At 67.9% G+C, this 16,602-nt stretch carries 22 protein-coding genes and 1 tRNA gene; 9 read left to right on the forward strand and 14 right to left on the reverse strand.

Annotation, left to right across the window (positions count from 1 at the left end):
* Nucleotides 1-4: 4 nt before the first annotated feature.
* From AC4GY7_RS08750 to AC4GY7_RS08760, 3 genes are read left to right on the forward strand one after another with little or no spacing between them, the layout of a single operon-like run.
* Nucleotides 5-1,951 carry a hypothetical protein gene (locus tag AC4GY7_RS08750; protein ID WP_491113008.1) on the forward strand — a complete coding sequence of 649 codons (1,947 nt, stop codon included), beginning with the start codon at nt 5-7 and terminating at the stop codon, nt 1,949-1,951.
* Between the two features lie 46 nt (nt 1,952-1,997).
* Nucleotides 1,998-2,537: a J domain-containing protein gene (locus AC4GY7_RS08755; protein WP_491113010.1), complete on the forward strand. Its 540-nt coding sequence runs from the start codon at nt 1,998-2,000 to the stop codon at nt 2,535-2,537.
* Nucleotides 2,522-2,827: a (2Fe-2S) ferredoxin domain-containing protein gene (locus AC4GY7_RS08760; protein WP_491113012.1), complete on the forward strand. Its 306-nt coding sequence runs from the start codon at nt 2,522-2,524 to the stop codon at nt 2,825-2,827. The genes AC4GY7_RS08755 and AC4GY7_RS08760 overlap by 16 nt, the downstream gene beginning before the upstream one ends.
* Nucleotides 2,828-3,180: 353 nt before the next feature.
* Here AC4GY7_RS08760 and AC4GY7_RS08765 read toward each other — a convergent pair whose 3' ends face one another.
* The 10 genes from AC4GY7_RS08765 to AC4GY7_RS08810 all read right to left on the reverse strand — a co-directional run bounded on the left by AC4GY7_RS08765 (nt 3,181) and on the right by AC4GY7_RS08810 (nt 6,601).
* On the reverse strand, nt 3,181-3,585 hold the full coding sequence (locus tag AC4GY7_RS08765) for a SufE family protein (RefSeq protein ID WP_491113013.1): 405 nt from the start codon (nt 3,583-3,585) through the stop codon (nt 3,181-3,183).
* A gap of 63 nt (nt 3,586-3,648) precedes the next feature.
* Entirely contained in the window at nt 3,649-3,885 is a 237-nt protein-coding gene (locus AC4GY7_RS08770) for a hypothetical protein (RefSeq protein WP_443583775.1), read from the reverse strand.
* Nucleotides 3,886-3,896: 11 nt separating this feature from the next.
* The gene (locus tag AC4GY7_RS08775; RefSeq protein ID WP_491113015.1) at nt 3,897-4,127 is read right to left on the reverse strand and encodes a hypothetical protein; all 231 of its coding nucleotides are present in this window, start codon (nt 4,125-4,127) and stop codon (nt 3,897-3,899) included.
* 38 nt (nt 4,128-4,165) lie between these two features.
* The gene (locus AC4GY7_RS08780; RefSeq protein WP_491113016.1) at nt 4,166-4,447 is read right to left on the reverse strand and encodes a hypothetical protein; all 282 of its coding nucleotides are present in this window, start codon (nt 4,445-4,447) and stop codon (nt 4,166-4,168) included.
* A 1-nt stretch (nt 4,448) separates the two neighbouring features.
* Nucleotides 4,449-4,718, reverse strand: a complete 270-nt coding sequence (locus tag AC4GY7_RS08785; protein ID WP_443583772.1) for a hypothetical protein — start codon at nt 4,716-4,718, stop codon at nt 4,449-4,451.
* A gap of 11 nt (nt 4,719-4,729) precedes the next feature.
* Nucleotides 4,730-5,041, reverse strand: a complete 312-nt coding sequence (locus tag AC4GY7_RS08790) for a hypothetical protein (RefSeq protein WP_491113017.1) — start codon at nt 5,039-5,041, stop codon at nt 4,730-4,732.
* 28 nt (nt 5,042-5,069) lie between these two features.
* The gene (gene pspC / locus AC4GY7_RS08795) at nt 5,070-5,447 is read right to left on the reverse strand and encodes an envelope stress response membrane protein PspC (protein ID WP_491113019.1); all 378 of its coding nucleotides are present in this window, start codon (nt 5,445-5,447) and stop codon (nt 5,070-5,072) included.
* 1 nt (nt 5,448) lies between these two features.
* Entirely contained in the window at nt 5,449-5,715 is a 267-nt protein-coding gene (gene pspB / locus AC4GY7_RS08800) for an envelope stress response membrane protein PspB (RefSeq protein WP_491113021.1), read from the reverse strand.
* A gap of 1 nt (nt 5,716) precedes the next feature.
* Nucleotides 5,717-6,385 carry a phage shock protein PspA gene (gene pspA / locus AC4GY7_RS08805; protein ID WP_491113023.1) on the reverse strand — a complete coding sequence of 223 codons (669 nt, stop codon included), beginning with the start codon at nt 6,383-6,385 and terminating at the stop codon, nt 5,717-5,719.
* 75 nt (nt 6,386-6,460) lie between these two features.
* Nucleotides 6,461-6,601, reverse strand: a complete 141-nt coding sequence (locus tag AC4GY7_RS08810; protein WP_443583767.1) for a hypothetical protein — start codon at nt 6,599-6,601, stop codon at nt 6,461-6,463.
* Nucleotides 6,602-6,774: 173 nt separating this feature from the next.
* Here AC4GY7_RS08810 and pspF point away from each other — a divergent pair, with 173 nt between their 5' ends.
* The 3 genes from pspF to AC4GY7_RS08825 all read left to right on the forward strand — a co-directional run bounded on the left by pspF (nt 6,775) and on the right by AC4GY7_RS08825 (nt 9,539).
* A complete protein-coding gene (gene pspF, locus AC4GY7_RS08815) occupies nt 6,775-7,818 on the forward strand; it encodes a phage shock protein operon transcriptional activator (protein WP_491113025.1) in 1,044 nt (347 codons plus the stop codon).
* A gap of 253 nt (nt 7,819-8,071) precedes the next feature.
* Nucleotides 8,072-8,677: a superoxide dismutase gene (locus AC4GY7_RS08820; RefSeq protein ID WP_491113027.1), complete on the forward strand. Its 606-nt coding sequence runs from the start codon at nt 8,072-8,074 to the stop codon at nt 8,675-8,677.
* 112 nt (nt 8,678-8,789) lie between these two features.
* Nucleotides 8,790-9,539 (forward strand): MauE/DoxX family redox-associated membrane protein, encoded by a 750-nt coding sequence (locus tag AC4GY7_RS08825; RefSeq protein ID WP_491113029.1) that lies wholly within the window; start codon nt 8,790-8,792, stop codon nt 9,537-9,539.
* On the opposite strand, the gene cmk is transcribed toward AC4GY7_RS08825, so the two are convergent.
* Nucleotides 9,536-10,165, reverse strand: coding sequence for a (d)CMP kinase (gene cmk / locus AC4GY7_RS08830; RefSeq protein ID WP_491113031.1), 630 nt, complete (start codon nt 10,163-10,165; stop codon nt 9,536-9,538). The genes AC4GY7_RS08825 and cmk overlap by 4 nt on opposite strands.
* Nucleotides 10,166-11,497: a 3-phosphoshikimate 1-carboxyvinyltransferase gene (gene aroA, locus AC4GY7_RS08835; protein ID WP_491113033.1), complete on the reverse strand. Its 1,332-nt coding sequence runs from the start codon at nt 11,495-11,497 to the stop codon at nt 10,166-10,168.
* A gap of 123 nt (nt 11,498-11,620) precedes the next feature.
* Between aroA and AC4GY7_RS08840 the strand changes: the two genes are divergently transcribed.
* The 3 genes from AC4GY7_RS08840 to AC4GY7_RS08850 all read left to right on the forward strand — a co-directional run bounded on the left by AC4GY7_RS08840 (nt 11,621) and on the right by AC4GY7_RS08850 (nt 12,613).
* Nucleotides 11,621-11,941, forward strand: a complete 321-nt coding sequence (locus AC4GY7_RS08840) for a TIGR02300 family protein (RefSeq protein WP_443584132.1) — start codon at nt 11,621-11,623, stop codon at nt 11,939-11,941.
* A gap of 82 nt (nt 11,942-12,023) precedes the next feature.
* Nucleotides 12,024-12,099: transfer RNA gene (locus AC4GY7_RS08845), tRNA-Ala, on the forward strand.
* A gap of 175 nt (nt 12,100-12,274) precedes the next feature.
* Complete coding sequence (locus tag AC4GY7_RS08850) at nt 12,275-12,613, forward strand: heavy metal-binding domain-containing protein (protein WP_491113714.1); 339 nt, start codon at nt 12,275-12,277, stop codon at nt 12,611-12,613.
* A 261-nt stretch (nt 12,614-12,874) separates the two neighbouring features.
* Here the strand turns inward: AC4GY7_RS08850 and AC4GY7_RS08855 are convergent, their stop codons facing one another.
* Together AC4GY7_RS08855 and katG are read right to left on the reverse strand one after the other, a co-directional pair.
* A complete protein-coding gene (locus AC4GY7_RS08855) occupies nt 12,875-14,203 on the reverse strand; it encodes a PQQ-dependent sugar dehydrogenase (protein WP_491113035.1) in 1,329 nt (442 codons plus the stop codon).
* 116 nt (nt 14,204-14,319) lie between these two features.
* Nucleotides 14,320-16,548 carry a catalase/peroxidase HPI gene (gene katG, locus AC4GY7_RS08860; protein ID WP_491113037.1) on the reverse strand — a complete coding sequence of 743 codons (2,229 nt, stop codon included), beginning with the start codon at nt 16,546-16,548 and terminating at the stop codon, nt 14,320-14,322.
* Between the last annotated feature and the right edge of the window lie 54 nt (nt 16,549-16,602).

The following is a 16,602-nucleotide window of genomic DNA, read 5'->3' on the forward strand; positions in this document are numbered from 1 at the left end:
CGGTATGCGCACGGTGGTGATGGCGATGGCGCTGGCAGGCGCGGCGATCGGTGGCCTCGCGGCGGCGCAGCAGCAACCGGCCCTCAGCGTGCAACAGGCGTTCGAGGCTGCGGAAAAGCTGTCCGCGGGGCCTGACAAGGCCGCCGGGCTGGCCGCGTGGCAGGCGCTGGAGGCGCGGGTCGGAGGCAATCCGCGCAGCCGCGGCATCGTGCTGGTCCGCAAGAGCGCGGTGCTGATCGCGCTCGATCGCCGTGACGAGGCCGTGGCTGCGGCGCGGGCCGGACTGGCCCTGTTGCCGACCGGCGACCGGACGTTGCGCCAGGATCGGTACGACGCTTACTCCAATCTTGCCGGTGTGGCGCAGGCGAGCACCGATTTCGCGACCGCGGCGGATGCCTATCGCCATGCTGAGCAGGAAGCGGGCGGGCCGGCCGAGACGCTCGGCGCCCTGCGCGGCCTGATCCAGACCGCGACCTTCACCGATCCCGCCGCCGCGGCGGCCGCAGTGACCCGTGCGGATGCGGTCATCGCGGCGAACAAGGTGGACAATCCCCTGCTGGCCGATTTCGCCTCCGCCCGCGCGATCCTGGCGCTCAACACCGGCGACCTGCCGCGCGCGACGCGCGAGGCCAAGGCGGCGGTGAAGCTGCTCGGCGGCCTGACCAGGAAGACCGACCTGCGCGATGCCGCGGCCCGCTCCAACGCGGCGCTGGCGCTGCTGCTGTCCGGGAACAAAGACGATGCGCGCGAATATATGGCGATGACCGGCGCGGGCCGCGTTCCGTCGGGGAACTTCAACATCGGCGCCGCAATGGCCCCGCCCGATTGCGGCGGCGAGGCGGGGCTGAAGCCGGCCGACATGGCGGTGGTGCAATTCTCCGTCGCCGACGACGGCAGCGTGCTGCTCGCCGAACCGATCTATGCGGCCGGTGGGCCTGCGGTGGCGCTCGCCTTCGCGCGCGCGGTGCGGCAATGGTCGTGGAGCCGCGAGCAGGCGGAGGCGATGCCCAAGTTCCTGCGCTACAATGCGCGGGTGGAACTGCGCTGCAACGCCGCCTTCCCGCGGCCGTCGATCACCGATGGGCTGATGGACAGCCTGATCGCGTGGTCGGCCGATCGTGGTGCGCCGATCCCCGACGAGCCCGAAAACCCGGCGCAGGCGCTCGCCGCGCAGCGCGCCGCCCTGGCGGCGGCGGGCAGCGGGCCGGCCGCGCTCCCGCCGCTCGTCGCGCTCATCCGTTCGCCCGTGGTGCCGCGCGAGGAGAAGACGGCGTTCGCGGCGACGGCGCTGCAACTCGCGCAAGCCAGCAAGGCGCCGGCGACGGCCCAGCTCGCGCTCGATCTGGAGACGCGCCTCAACGCCAGTGCCGACATCTGGCGTCCGGCGACGTTCCGCCGCACGGTCGCGCCGCTGCTGGAACAGGCGCCCTACGCCGGCGATCCGCGCTCGCGTGCGGCGATCCGGCTGCTGCTCGCCGATCGCGAGCGTAGCGGCAGCGACCGGGTGGCCACGCTGCTCGATCAGGTGGTCGCCGACCCCGCCTTGCCACCGACCGATCCGCTGCGCGCGGGCGCGCTGATCCGCCTCGCCTCGCTGGCCCAGCAGCGTGGTGACGATGCGGCGGCCAAGGCGGCGTTCGCCAAGTCCGGCCTGACCGCCAGCCAGTGCGCGCTGGTGGGCGATGCACCCAAGATGGTGCGCACCGGCGGCGCCTTCCCCGAGGAGGCGCAGTCCTGGGGCTTCGAAGGGTTCACCCGCACGCAGTTCGACATCGCGGCGAACGGCAAGGTGCTCAATTCCCGCGCGATCGTGTCCTATCCACCGTTCATCTTCACCAAAGCCGGGGCGGAGACGGCGAGCACGTCGACCTTCGCCAAGACCTATCGGCCGGAAGGCGCACTGGCGTGCGGTGCGGAAACACGAAACGTCGTGTTCAGGATGCCGCACTGAGCGACACGAGGTTGCCCCGCGCCGCACAGCGCTTATGTGACCCGGAATGGCGCGCAGTCCGTCCCGTTCGAACGATTGGGGTTTTCCCCGCTGGCGTGGCTATGGCTCGGCGCGCGAGGCGACGACCGTGCGGCTCTGCGACCGTCATGGCTGCGAGGCGCCCGGCAACTGCCCGGCGCCCAAATCGCCCAACAGCCCCGACCGTTGGTATTTCTGCGAAGCGCACGCCGCCGAATACAATCGCGGCTGGAATTATTTCGAAGGGCTGTCGGCCGAGGACGCCGCCGCCCGCGAAGCGTCGGAGAGCCGCACCGCATCCGGCTATGCCAATGCCAGCCATTATGCGTGGGGCGGCCCCGGCGACGGCAGCCGCTCGCGCGACGAATTGCGCGCGCTGGAGGCGTTGGGGCTGGAGAGCGACGCCGATTTCGACGCAGTGAAGACGGCATGGCGCCGGCTCGCCAAGGAGAATCACCCCGACGTGCGGCCGGGCGATGCGCAGGCGGCCGTGCGCTTCCAGACGGTACAGGCCGCCTATGAGGTGTTGCGGACGGCGGAGGAGCGACGCGAGTGGCGTCCCAGCTGACCGCCGTTCGCAGCGACTGGCGGGGTGCCGTGCTCGTTTGCGGCAGATGTTCGAAAAAGCTCGATGGCGGCTTCGGCAAGAAGGGGCGTCGCCCGCTCGCCAAGGTGCTGCGCAAGATCCTGGGCCTGAAGTCGGGGCGCAAGGCGGCACTGGGCGTGGTGGAGACGCGCTGCCTCGGCATATGCCCCAAGGGAGGCGTCGTGCTGGTCGACAGCCGCGCGCCCGAGCGCTGGCTGGTGGTGCGTGAGGGCGCGGATGTGGCCGAACTGGCGGCGCGGCTGGCGCCGTAGTGGAGCTATCGGGGCGTGAAGCTCGTGGAGAGCAGCCCTTCGACAGGCTCAGGGCGAACGGGGATTGTTTGGCGTCCGCCCAAGGCGAGCGGGCCTTGTTTGGCGTCCGCCCAGGGCGAGCGGGCCTTGTTTGGCGTCGGCTCATGGCGAGCGGGTGTTATTTGGCGTCGCTCAGGGCAGACGCGTATTGTTGGCGTCCGCTCACGGCACCCGGATCGCTTGGCGTCGGGCACGCCAGCCACCCCCGTTCGTGCTGAGCCTGTCGAAGCACAGGTGAGACTCCCATCGCTTGTCTCGAACGAAGAGATCCGCGTGGATCGGCAATCCGCCCTGTCGCCTCGTCATCGCTCCCTTCAAACGTAGCGCGCCGCCGTTTCGCGGATCAGCGCGATCATGTTGGGGATGCCCTGCGTCCGGTTGGAACTCAGCTGGTTGCGCAGATCGAACGGCGCCAGTGCGCCCTCGATATCGGCGGCCACGATCGTCTCGGGCGTCGCGTCCTGCACGGTCAGCAGGACGAGGGCGATGATCCCCTTGGTGATCGCGGCATTGCTGTCCGCGAGGAAATGCAGCGTGCCGTCCTCGCGCCGGGTCGGATACACCCACACCGAGGCGGAGCAGCCGCGCACCAGCGTCGTTTCGGTCTTGAGCGCATCCGGCATCGGTTCCAGCGCACGGCCGAGGTCGATCAGCAGCCGATAGCGGTCGTCGGCATCGAGGAACTCATACTCTTCGCGGATATCGGCGATGCTGGTCATGGCAGGCGCGGTACAGGCGGGGCGGGGAGGGGGCAAGCGGGCGGTGGCGCCGCCTGCTCGTCCCTACAGCTCGACGCCCGCGGCGATCGCCTCCAGCTTGCGGATGCGCTCCTTCAGGTCGGCGATTTCGATCCGCGATCCGGCGGAGGGCGCGGGGGGCAGCGCTTCGTCGATCTGGTCGAGCTGCTGGTGCTTCAGCGCCAGCCAGCTGCGCCAGCCCGAGAGCCCTGCGCTGGTGACCATCGCCAGCCCGGCGAGCGACGAGAGCGACACGGTGAGATACACATTGGGGTCGGTCATGGTCCGCCTCCTCAGCGGTTCCGCAGCCGTTCGATCTCGGAGTCGAGATCGACGCTGCGGCGGTTGTCGGTGATGACGCGCTCCAGCACCTGGATGCGCTCCTTCAGTTGCTGCACTTCGTAGGCGAGGCGGCGCGCGTCGGGATCGGACGGCGATGCCGCGATGTCGCGGGGCGCGTGGGCGGCGAAGCGGGTGCGGAGCACACCGCCGATCACCACCAGCGCCACGATCGCGACGATCATCTCTGCGGGATTCATGGGTCAGGCCTTTCGACTAGGGCTCAGTTGATCGGCAGGCGAGCGGCGGGGCGCTCGTCGCGCAGCGCCTCGATCTCCTGCGCCAGATCGGCACCGCGATCGGTCACGATGCGTTCGAGGACGCGGACGCGCTCCTCCAGCCGCTCGGTCTGCGCGGCATATTGCGCGGCCTTTTCGGCGACCATGCTCGCCTCGATCTCCATGCGGCGCTCCTGGAGCGCGAACCAGGGCTTGATGAAGACGCCGCCGATGATCGCGACGATCGGGATCGACAAGGCCAGCATCGGAATCAGCAAAGGAGACATGTCAGTTCGCCTTGATCCGGAGGGAGTCGATCTCGGAGGCCAAACGGTGTGCCCGATCGGTGACGATGCTCTCAACCGTCGCCAGCCGCTCCTGCAGCCGGTCGATCTGGCCGATGCGCTGCACGTTCTCGGCATCGAGCAGCTGGATGTCGCGTCGGGCCTCGACGTCGGGTGCCGCAATCGCCTGGCGGACCTTGCGCCGGCCGTAATATTGGACGGCGAGCGTGATGAGCGCGCCCAGGCCCATGCAGAAGAAATGCTCGGGGTTCATCTCGCGGTCCCTTATTTGTCGCGGAGCGCTTCGATCTCGCGGGCGGTGCGCTCGGCGGGATCGGTGGCGATGCGTTCGAGGACGGCGATCCGCTCCTCCAGGCGGCCGACCTGGCCGGTCAGCTTGTCGTTCTCGTTGGTCAGCAGCATGATCTTGCGCTCGGCCTCGAGGTCCCCGCCGTCCTGGGAGTTGCCCCGGCGGCGGCGGCTTCTGTAGTCCAGCGGTGCGTAACCATGTTTGGCGCGCAGCCAGTTGTTCGCGATCCACGATACCGGGCCGATGGCGATGGCGGTGATCGGGATCAGCAGAGCAAGGTCGGACATCGTTTTCTTCCCCTTTGGCCAGCCCGGCTCAGCGCAGGCTGTCGATTTCCTCGGCCAGCCGGCTGTTGCGGCTGGTGTAGTGCAGCTCGATGTCGGCGAGCCGGCGATCGATGTCGCGGAACTTGCTGCGCACCTCGGCGGTGGACCGCTTGGGATTGGAGCGGACGCCCTGCCAGAACTTGGCGTCTTCCGGCGTGTCGTAGAGGCTGTTCGGCTTGTCGTCGGCGACCCAGGCGATCACAAAATACGCAAGGATGATCCACCATTGCTGGGCGACCACGATCAGGCCGGCCGCGGCCAGGCGGACCCAGAGGACGTCGACGCCGGTATAGTCGGCGATGCCGGCACAGACGCCCTTCCACTTGCCGTCCTGCGGGTCGAGGTAGAATTTGGTGCGGGCGGCCATCTCAATTTCTCCGATCGAGTTGATATTGGGCTTGCGGAGCGCTCAGGCTCGGCTTGAAGTCGGGGTTGTCGGCGGCAACGATCCGCTCGACGGTGTTGAGGCGATCTTCGAGGCGGCGGGCGAGATTGAACATCTCGTCGAGCAGCTTCTCGTCTTCGACGGTGATCTTCGGCGCCTGCTTCCACTTCGTGATGTAGTGAAAGATCAGCCAGGGAAGTCCGAGGAAGAGCGTCGTGATCGCGATGAACGGGACGAAGATTTCTTCCATCTCACCCCTCCCGGTTGAGGCGCGCCTTCAGCGCGGCAAGTTCGGCGTCCACCTTGTCGCTCTGGCGGAGCTCGGCAATTTCCTCTTCGAGCGTCTTGGGACCCGTTCCCAGACCCATCGCCTCGGCGCGACCCTCGGCGTCGTCGACGCGGCGTTCCAGCACGTCGAAGCGGCTGAACGCCTCGTGCGTCTTGGGGCCGGCGTACATCTCGCGCAGGCGGTAGCGGTTGTTGGCGCTTTCCAGCCGGGTCTGCACGTTGGACTGTTTGGTGCGCGCTTCGCTGAGCTTCTTCTGGAGCTTGGCGATATCCTCCTCCGACGCGCGCAGCGCATCGTCGAGCAACTTCACCTCGATCATCAGCTGTTCGGCCATGTCGGCGGCCTTCTGCTTCTCGACCAGCGCCGCCTTGGCCAGATCCTCGCGATCCTTGGAGAGGGCGAGTTCGGCCTTTTCGGTCCAGCTCGCCTGCAACTGATCCAGCTTGTTGATGTGCCGGCGCATTTCCTTCTGGTCGGCGATCGTGCGCGCCGCGGAGGCGCGGACCTCGACCAGGGTTTCCTCCATTTCGAGGATGATCATGCGGATCATCTTCGCCGGGTCTTCCGCCTTTTCCAGCAGGTCGGCGAAATTGGCGGCGACGATGTCGCGGGTGCGGGAAAAGATGCCCATCGGTGTTGATGCTCCTCGCGTGAAAACATGGCCGGGACGGGCGAGGGATTGTGGCCCGCCCCGGTTTGGGGCCGCTTACGCCGTCTGGCGGGCGGCCGTCTCGACGGCCTGGCTATACCCCGTCGCCGGCCCGACCGCTCCGGCGACGCAGGTCGCGCTGAACAGGACGGTGCAGACGATGGCGGTGAGCTTGCGGCCGATCTCGGTGTTGAACATGGGAACCTCCTGAGCCTTGAACCTGTGGACCGCTCGATGCGGTATGCCAGGAGCATTGCAGGAGGCGTGCCAATTGCGAAAACGGCAGTTTTCCGGGCGTTTCGGGTGTATTATTCGCATGAACCACGGATGAATGCTTGCACAAGCTTGGTGTTTTACGCCAGATGTTGGCGATGCAGCGGACGACACAGGTCATCGGGCAATCGGGCGCCTTTCTGGACGCGCTGGAGCGGGCGAGCCGGGCGGCGGCGCTCGACCGGCCGGTGCTGGTGATCGGCGAGCGGGGCACCGGCAAGGAACTGGTGGCGGAGCGCCTTCACCGTCTGTCGCCGCGCTGGGACCAGCCGCTGGTGGTGATGAACTGCGCGGCGCTGCCCGAATCGCTGATCGAGGCCGAATTGTTCGGCCATGAGGCAGGCGCCTTCACCGGCGCGACCAAGGCGCGCGCCGGCCGCTTCGAGGAGGCGGATGGCGGCACGCTGTTCCTCGACGAACTCGGCACGCTCTCGATGGCGGCGCAGGACCGGCTGCTGCGCGCGGTGGAATATGGCGAGATCAACCGGATCGGATCGTCGCGGCCGCTGCGCGTCGACGTGCGCATCGTCGCGGCGACCAACGAGCATCTGCCCGACAAGGTCGATGCCCACGAATTTCGCGCCGACCTGCTCGACCGGCTGTCGTTCGAGGTGGTGACGTTGCCGCCACTGCGCGCGCGGGCTGGCGATATCGCGGTGCTGGCCGATCATTTCGGACGGCGGATGGCATCGGAGATCGGCTGGGAGCGCTGGCCCGGCTTCGGACCGCGGGCGATCGACCAGCTGCTGACCCACCGCTGGCCGGGCAACGTGCGCGAGTTGCGCAACGTCGTCGAGCGCGCGGTGTATCGCTGGGATGGCGAGGGCGCGGTGGATTCGATCGAGATCGACCCCTTCGCCTCACCCTATCGCCCGCAGGGGCAGGCGCCCGCGCGTTCGGCGCAGGAGGGCACGCCCGCCTCCGCCGCGGCACCCCAGGTGGAGGACGATCCCGTGGTCGCCTGCGACACCGGCCCTTCGGACTTCAAATCGCGCGTCGCCCGCTTCGAACGCGAACTGCTCGCCCGCGCGCTTGCCGAGAACCGCTTCAACCAGCGCGTCACCGCCGAGGCACTGGGCCTCAGCTACGACCAGCTTCGCCACGCGCTACGGCGGCACGATCTCATCAACGCGGGCGGCTAGAGCGTCCATGACATGACATAGAACCGTTCGTGCTGAGCCTGTCGAAGCACAGGTGGGGCTCATGTCCTTCGACAAGCTCAGGACGAACGGTGAATGTGGATCAAAGGACGTCCTCATGCCCTGACGTACAGGCTTCGACCGCCACCCCGGCGAAGCCCTGTTCATCACGCTTGCGTAACGGCGTGGGAGCGTTAGGCCGCGTCTCGCGTTGAGGCGGGGACGACCCCGTTTCTTCCAAAAAGGAGATCATGCCATGGCATTCAAACTGCCGCCGCTGCCCTACGATTATGATGCGCTGGAACCGGTCATCTCGAAGGAGACGATGACCTTTCACCACGACAAGCACCATGCGGCCTACACCGCCAAGCTGAACGAAGGCGTCGCCGCCGATCCGTCGCTGGAAGGCCTGTCGATCGAGGACATCCTCGGCCGCATCTCGTCGCTGCCCGCGCTCGTCCGCAACAACGGCGGCGGCTATTGGAATCACGACTTCTTCTGGAAGATCATGGGCCCCAAGGGTTCGACCCAGCCGTCCGGCGCGCTGAAGGACGCGATCGACGCCTATGGCGGGCTCGACAAGCTGAAGGAAGACTTCAACACCAAGGGCGCGGGCCAGTTCGGTTCGGGCTGGGCCTGGATCATCAAGGATGCGTCCGGCGCGCTCAAGGTCACCTCGACCCCCAATCAGGACAATCCCCTGATGGACGACGCCAAGGACAAGGGCACGCCCATCCTCGGCAACGACGTGTGGGAACACGCTTATTACCTCACCTACAAGAACGACCGCCCCGGCTACCTCAAGGCGTGGTGGGACGTGGTGAACTGGGACGAGGCAGGCAAACGGTTCGACGCGGCCTGATCTTTATCCGCCACGTGACCCGAAACGGCCCCCGCTGCGACACGGAGCGGGGGCCTTTTCATGTCGGCTCCACCGTCCCCATATCGGATGTTTCCAGCCAGGGCCGCTTGCCATGACCGCTTCCGCCGAACCCCGCGTCGCCACCCTCTATCGCATGGTCATGCCGACGCACATCTGCCCCTTCGGCCTGAAGGCGCGGGACCTGTTGCGGCGGCAGGGCTATGCGGTCGAGGACAAGTGGCTGACGACGCGCGAGGCGACCGACGCGTTCAAGGCGGAGCATGGCGTCAAGACGACGCCGCAGACCTTCATCGGCGGCCAGCGGATCGGCGGCTACGACGACGTACGGCGCTTCTTCGGCAAGTCGGTGCCCGATCCCAAGGCGACCAGCTATACGCCAGTGCTGGCGCTGTTCGCGATGACCGCGCTGATGGCCGCGGCGGCGAGCTATGGCGTCTACGGCACGCCGCTGACCGTACGCGGCGCGGAATGGTTCATCGGCTTCAGCATGGCGGTGCTGGCGCTGATGAAGCTGCAGAACATCGAAAGCTTTGCGACGATGTTCCTCAACTACGACCTGCTGGCGCGGCGCTGGGTGCGCTATTCCTACCTGTATCCCTTCGCCGAGGGGCTGGCGGGCGTGCTGATGATCGGGCGCGTGCTGACGTGGCTGTCCGTGCCGATCGCGCTGTTCATCGGCACGGTGGGCGCGGTGTCGGTGGTCAAGGCGGTGTATGTAGACCGGCGCGAGCTGAAATGCGCCTGCGTCGGCGGGGGCAGCAACGTGCCGCTCGGCTTCCTGTCGCTGACCGAGAACCTGATGATGATCGCTATGGCGATCTGGATGGCGCTGGCGCTCTAACCGCGCCCCGCCACCCGCGCATCGACCAGCGCGATCGCCCGGGCGACGCTCGCCTCGATGGTCAGCGCGCTCGTGTCGAGCAGCGCGGCGTCGGCGGCCATGGTCAGCGGCGCCACCGAGCGCGCCGAATCGCGTGCGTCGCGGGCGCGGATATCGGCGAGCACCTGGTCGAAGGCGACGTCGGCGCCGTGGCCGGTCAGTTCCTTGTGGCGGCGCGTCGCGCGGACATGGGCGCTCGCCTTGACGAACAGCTTGGCGTCGGCGTCGGGCGCGATCATCGTGCCGATGTCGCGCCCGTCGAGCACCGCCCCGCCCGGCTGGCGGGCGAAGCGCTTCTGCCGCTGGAGCAGTGCGGCACGTACCAGCGGATGCGCGGAGACGATCGAGGCACGCTGGCCGACCGGATCGCTGCGCAACGCGGGATCGGCGAGCAGGCTCTCGTCGAAATCACAGGCGGCGACCGCGTCCGCTTCCCGCGCCGGATCGAGCTCCAGCCGCTCGACGGTCAGCGCCACCGCGCGATAGAGCAGGCCGGTGTCGAGGTGCGGCAAGCCGTAATGGCGCGCCAGCGCCCGTGCGATCGTGCCCTTGCCCGATGCGGCCGGGCCATCCACCGCGATAATCATCTACGCTCCCGTCACTGCGTCAAGCGTTTGATAGAACACGGGATAGCTGGTGGCCACCGGGCTGGCATCGTCGATCGCGACCGGCGCTGCGGCGTGCAGGCCGGCAACGCTCATGCTCATCGCGATACGGTGGTCGAGCAGCGAGGCGATCGTCGCGCCGCCCGGAATGGCACCGCCGCCGGTGCCGGTGACGGCAAGACCGTCGTCATATTCCTCGCAGGACACGCCGCAGGCCTCCAGCGCGGCGCGCATCGCGGCGATCCGGTCCGATTCCTTGACCCGCAATTCATGCGCGCCGCGCGCCACCGTGCGCCCGGTGGCGAAGGCGGCGGCGACGAACAGCACCGGATATTCGTCGATCATGCTGGGCGCGAGATCCGGCGGCACCTCGATCGCGGTGAGCGGAGCGTGGCGGACGCGCAGGTCAGCGACCGGCTCGCCGCCGACCTCGCGCGCGTCCAGTTCGGTGATGTCGGCGCCCATCAGCCGCAACGCCGCGATCAGGCCGGTGCGCGTCGGATTGAGGCCGACGTTGCGCACCACGAGGTCCGAACCCGGCACGATCGAGGCGGCGACCAGCCAGAAACCGGCCGACGAGGGATCGCCGGGCACGGTGATCGTCTGCGGCTTCAGCTCCGCCTCGCCGCGCAGCGTGATGACGCGGCCTGCGTCGCTGTCCTCGACGGTCAGGTCGGCACCGAAGCCGCGCAGCATCCGCTCGCTGTGGTCGCGCGTCGCCACCGGTTCGATGACGCGGGTGAGGCCGGGGGTGTTGAGGCCGGCGAGCAGCACCGCCGACTTCACCTGCGCGGAGGCGACCGGCAGCGTGTAGGTGATCGGCACCGCCGGGGTCAGGCCGCGCACCATCAGCGGCAACGTGCCACCGGGGCTGGCAGTGATGTCGGCGCCCATCTGCGCCAGCGGCTCGATCACGCGGCCCATCGGCCGGGCGGACAGCGAGGCATCGCCGGTGAAGGTTGCGGTGATCGGGTGGCTGGCGACGAGGCCCATCAGCAGCCGGGTCGAGGTGCCGCTGTTGCCCATGTCCAGCGCCTGCGCGGGTTGCAGCAACCCGCCGACGCCGACGCCGTCGACCCGCCATTCGCCGTCGCCGGTGCGCTCGATCGTCGCGCCCATCGCGCGCAGCGCGGCGGCGGTGGCGAGCACGTCCTCGCCCTCCAGCAGGCCGCTGATCCGGCTGGTGCCGACCGCCAGCGCCGCGAACATCAGCGACCGGTGGCTGATCGACTTGTCGCCGGGAACGGTGAGCGTGCCGGTGAGCGGCCCGCGCGGCGCGATGCTGCGCGGCTGGGGAGGGGAGGAATGCGCCATAGGGCCGAGGGCTTTGACAGCCACCTTGCGCTATGGCAAGGCGCCGCCCACCTCGCAGGGCCGGGGCGACCCCAAGGGGACGTTCTGCCCGGCGAAACCCAATTCCGAAAGGCACTATACGGCATGATCAAGCCGGAATGGGGCACGAAGCGTACGTGTCCGAAATGCGCCACGCGCTTCTACGACCTCGAAAAGGACGATCCCGTCACCTGCATCAACTGCGGCACGACGTGGAACCCGGAACCGATCCTGAAATCCAAGCAGCCGCTGCCGTTCGAGCAGATCAAGCCGGACACCAAGGAGGCGGATCGCGACCTCGAGGGTGAGGACGAGGATCTGGAAGCGCTGGGCGAAGAGGAAGAGCCTTCGGCGGACGACGAGGTCGATCTCGGCGGTGACGACGACCTGGGCGTGGAAGCGCCCAATGACGACGACGAACATTAATTGTGGATAAGCATGGCATGCGCGAAAACAGCGCTTGCCATGCTCCGGCGCCCCCGCTAGTGGGGCGCCTCCCGGAACGGATGGGGCCGTAGCTCAGCTGGGAGAGCGCTGCAATGGCATTGCAGAGGTCAGGGGTTCGATCCCCCTCGGCTCCACCATTCGGTTCCTGACGCGGCGGATCGGGCCGCTTCCTCTCCTGCATGCAGGGCCGTAATGGCCCCAGTCTTGACTGGCTGGCGTGGCTTTGCGACCATCCTGCGGCGTCCGGATCAACGGGCGCATGGGGGGAAGGCAATCATGACATATCCCGGATCGATCGCGGCCGTCGTTCTGATGCTGGCCGTGGCGCCGGCTGCGTCGGCGAAGGACGGCAAGACCTATGCCGTCGTCAATCCCGAGGCTGGCGTTCCCGTCTTCGCAGGGGACATCGCCGACCGGCCGTATCGCGTGATCGGCGAGGTCAAGGCAGGCGTGCGCAAGGCGACGATCTTCAGCAAAGCCTCATCGGAGGCCAAGATCTTCCGCGAATTGTGGGAGCGCGCCGAGAAGATGGGCGCGGATGCGGTCATCAACGCGCGCTACGGCAATTCGCACGTGACCGCGGTCAGCTGGGGCAAGACCAATGCCACCGGCACCGCGATCAAGTTTACCGAGCCTGCGCCGGCGCAATAAGCGCCTCCTGGCGCCCAGAGGCGTTTGGGAGCGGCAGAGGTCTTCCGATGCCGCTCCGCGACGTGCGCTAGACGGTAGAAGGCGGCCGGCTCCATCCGTTCGTGCCGAGCCTGTCGAAGGGCACGGTGCCGCGAGCCTATTGCTCGTGGCGGTCCGCCCTTCGACAGGCTCAGGGCAAACGGTTCGGGCTCGACCAGTGCTGTGCACCCAGGTGTAACCCTGACCCGTCGGGGATCAGGGCTGCCACGGCGGTACGCACGCCTATTTCGCCTGCGACACCCGCCAGATCGTGTTGCCGACGTCGTCGGCCACCAGCAGGCCGCCCGCCTTGTCGCCGATCACGCCGACCGGGCGCCCGCGCGCCTTGCCGTCCTTGTCCAGGAAGCCGGTCAGCACGTCGACCGGCTTGGCACCATCCACCGGGAAGCCACGAGGGGCGAAGGGGATGAAGACCACCTTGTAGCCCGACACCGGCTTGCGGTTCCACGAACCGTGTTCGCCGATGAACGCGCCGCTGGCGAAGCGATCCCCGAGCGTCACGTCGCCCGAGAAGGTGAGGCCGAGTGCGGCGACGTGCGGCCCGAGCGCGTAATCGGGGCGCTTCGCATATTGCTGCAGGTCCGGGCGCTGCGGGTCGACGCGCGTATCGGGATAGCCACCCCAGTAGAACCAGGGCCAGCCGAACTGGTCGCCCAGCTCGACCTGCGTCAGGTAATCGGGCGCGAGGTCCGATCCCAGCATGTCGCGCTCGTTGACCACCGTCCACAGCTGGTTGTTGAACGGGCTGATCGCCATGCCCTGCGGGTTGCGCAGGCCGGAGGCGAAGATGCGGAACGTCTTCTGGTCGGGATAGACCTGAAGGATGTTGGCGCGGAATTTCTCCGCCTCCAGACCGTTCTCGGCGATGTTGGACGACGATCCGACGCCGACGTAGAGCGTACGACCGTCGGGGGCGGCGATCAGCGTGCGCGCCCAATGGTTGCCGCCGCCGTTCAGCCTGACGATGAGTTCGGGCTTGGCGGTAATCCGCGTCGTGCCCTCGGCATAGGGCACGCGCACGACCGAATCGGTGTTGGCGACGTAGAGCTGGCCGCCGAGCAGCGCCATGCCGGTCGGCGAGTTGAGGCCGGTCATAAAGACATGGCGTTCCTCCGCCACGCCATCGCCGTCGGCGTCGCGCAGCAGGGTGATGCGATTGGCCGACGGCACCGCGGCGCCCGCCTTGCCGAGCAGATGGCGCATCACCCAGCCTTGGATACCGCCGCCATCGCGCGGCGGCGAATTGGTTTCGGCGACCAGCACGTCGCCATTGGGCAGGCGATAGAGCCAGCGCGGATGGTCGAGGCCCTTGGCAAAGGCCCGCACCGTCAGTCCGGCGGCGGGGGTGGGGGCTTCGTTGCCCTGCCAGCCGACGACATCGGCGACCTTCACGGTCGGGATCGTCTGCACGCGCGCCTCGGTGATCGCGGGGCGCTTGCCGGTGACGCGGTCGAACGGCACCTGCGCCGTGTCCGGCCAGGCGAGATAGACGACCACCGCCACCGCGATGACGACGACGAGCGCGGCGACGCGCAGGATGTGCTTCAGCATGCCCCTACGATAGGCACGCCTGGCGGCGGGCGGAAGGGGCGGATACGAAAAGGCCGCCGGCGCCAGAGGGGAAGCGCCGACGGCCCTGTGTCATGCCGGCGGATGCCGGCGTGCGCTTACGCCTCGGAACCGTAAAGCAGGTCGTAGCGATCCGCGTTCATCACCTTGGTCCAGGCCTGGACGAAGTGCCGGACGAACATCTCGCCCGCATCCGACGCGGCATAGACCTCGGCCAGCGCGCGCAGCTGTGAATTGGAGCCGAACACCAGATCGGTGCGCGAGGCGGTCCACTTCTGCTCGTGCGTCTCGCGATCGGTGCCGACGAACTCCTCGTCGCTTTCGTCGCTGATCTGCTTCCACGCGGTGCCCATGTCGAGCAAATTCACGAAGAAGTCGTTGGTCAGCTGGCCCGGACGGTCGGTGAAGACGCCGTGGTTCTTGGCCTTGGGATGGTTCGCGCCGAGCACGCGCAGGCCGCCGACCAGCACCGTCATCTCCGGCGCCGACAGGCCGAGCAACTGGGCGCGATCGACCAGCAGCTCCTCGGTCGGCACGTTGAACTTGACCTGCAGATAGTTGCGGAAGCCATCGGCGCGCGGTTCGAGCACGTCGAAGCCCTCGGCATCGGTCTGTTCGGCGGAGGCGTCGGTCCGGCCCGGCGTGAACGGCACCTCGATCGCATTGCCGGCCGCCTTGGCCGCCGCTTCGATCCCGACCGAACCGCCGAGGACGATCAGGTCGGCGAGCGATACCTTCTTCGCGCTCTTGCCGTCGAAGTCGGCCTTGATGCCCTCATACACCGCCAGCACGCGGGCAAGCTGCTCGGGCTGGTTGACCTCCCAATCCTTTTGCGGGGCGAGGCGGATGCGTGCACCGTTGGCACCGCCGCGATGGTCCGATCCGCGCCACGTCGAGGCCGAGGCCCAGGCGGTGGTGACGAGGTCCTCGATCGACAGGTCGGCATCGGCGATCGCCGCCTTCAGGTCGGCGATGTCGCCCGCCTCGATCTGCGGATAGTCGGCGAGCGGAATCGGATCCTGCCAGATCAGCTCCTCCTGCGGCACTTCCGGGCCGATCAGGCGGATCTTCGGCCCCATGTCGCGATGGGTCAGCTTGTACCAGGCGCGCGCCCATACGTCGGCGAAATAGGCCGGGTCGGCGCGGAATTTCTGGCAGATCGCATTGTAGGCGGGATCTACCTTCAGCGCCATGTCGGCGGTGGTCATCATCGTCGGCACGCGCTTGCCCGCGGTGTGCGCGGCGGGCGCCAGCGTCTCGTCGGGATTGCCGACCGGCTGCCACTGGTGCGCACCGGCCGGGCTCTTCACCAGCTCGTATTCATGGTCGAAGAGCATGTCGAAATAGCTCATGTCCCAGGTGATCGGCGTCGGCGTCCAGGCGCCTTCGATGCCCGACGTGATGGTATGATCGCCCATGCCGCTCTCGTGCGTCGATGCCCAGCCGAGGCCCTGCGAGGCGATGTCGGCGCCCTCCGGCTCCTTGCCGACGAGCTTCGGATCACCCGCGCCGTGCGCCTTGCCGAAGGTATGGCCACCGGCGGTGAGCGCGACGGTTTCCTCGTCGTTCATCCCCATGCGCGCGAAGGTTTCCTTCATGTCACGCGCCGACCCTTGCGGATGCGGGCAGCCGCCGGGACCTTCCGGATTGACGTAGATGAGGCCGTGCTGGATCGCGGCGAGCGGGCTTTCGAGCGCGAGGCCGGCTTCCTCGTCGATCCGGGTCTGGCCGAGCCATTCCTCCTCGGTGCCCCAATAGACGTCCTTCTCCGGCTCGAAGACGTCCTCGCGCCCGCCGGAAAAGCCGAAGGTCGGCCCGCCCATCGATTCAATCGCGACGTTGCCGGCGAGGATGAACAGGTCCGCCCAGCTGAGCTTGCGGCCATATTTCTGCTTGATCGGCCAGAGCAGGCGGCGCGCCTTGTCGAGGTTGCCGTTGTCCGGCCACGAGTTGAGCGGCGCGAACCGCTGCTGGCCGGCCGAGGAGCCGCCGCGGCCGTCACCGGTGCGATAGGTGCCGGCCGAATGCCAGGCCATGCGGATCAGGAAGGGGCCGTAATGCCCGTAATCCGCCGGCCACCACGGCTTGCTGTGGGTCATCAGCGCGGTGAGATCGGCCTTCAGCTGGTCGTAGTCGAGGCTGAGGAATTCCTTCCGATAGTCGAAGTCGTCGCCCATCGGATTGCCGCTGACGCCCTTCTGATGAAGGATGTCGATCGAGAGCGCTTCAGGCCACCAGTCCTTGGCGGTCTGGCCGAGCAGGCGGCGCATGGCGAGCGGCTGCTTTTTGGGATCGTTGATCGGGCTGCCTTCGGTGATCGCGTCCATGGCTTGTCTCTCCTCGATTCGGTCGGGCCGCGGCGGGGTGAACGCACCGTGCCG

It is taken from the genome of Sphingomonas sp. SP5, assembly GCF_058313455.1.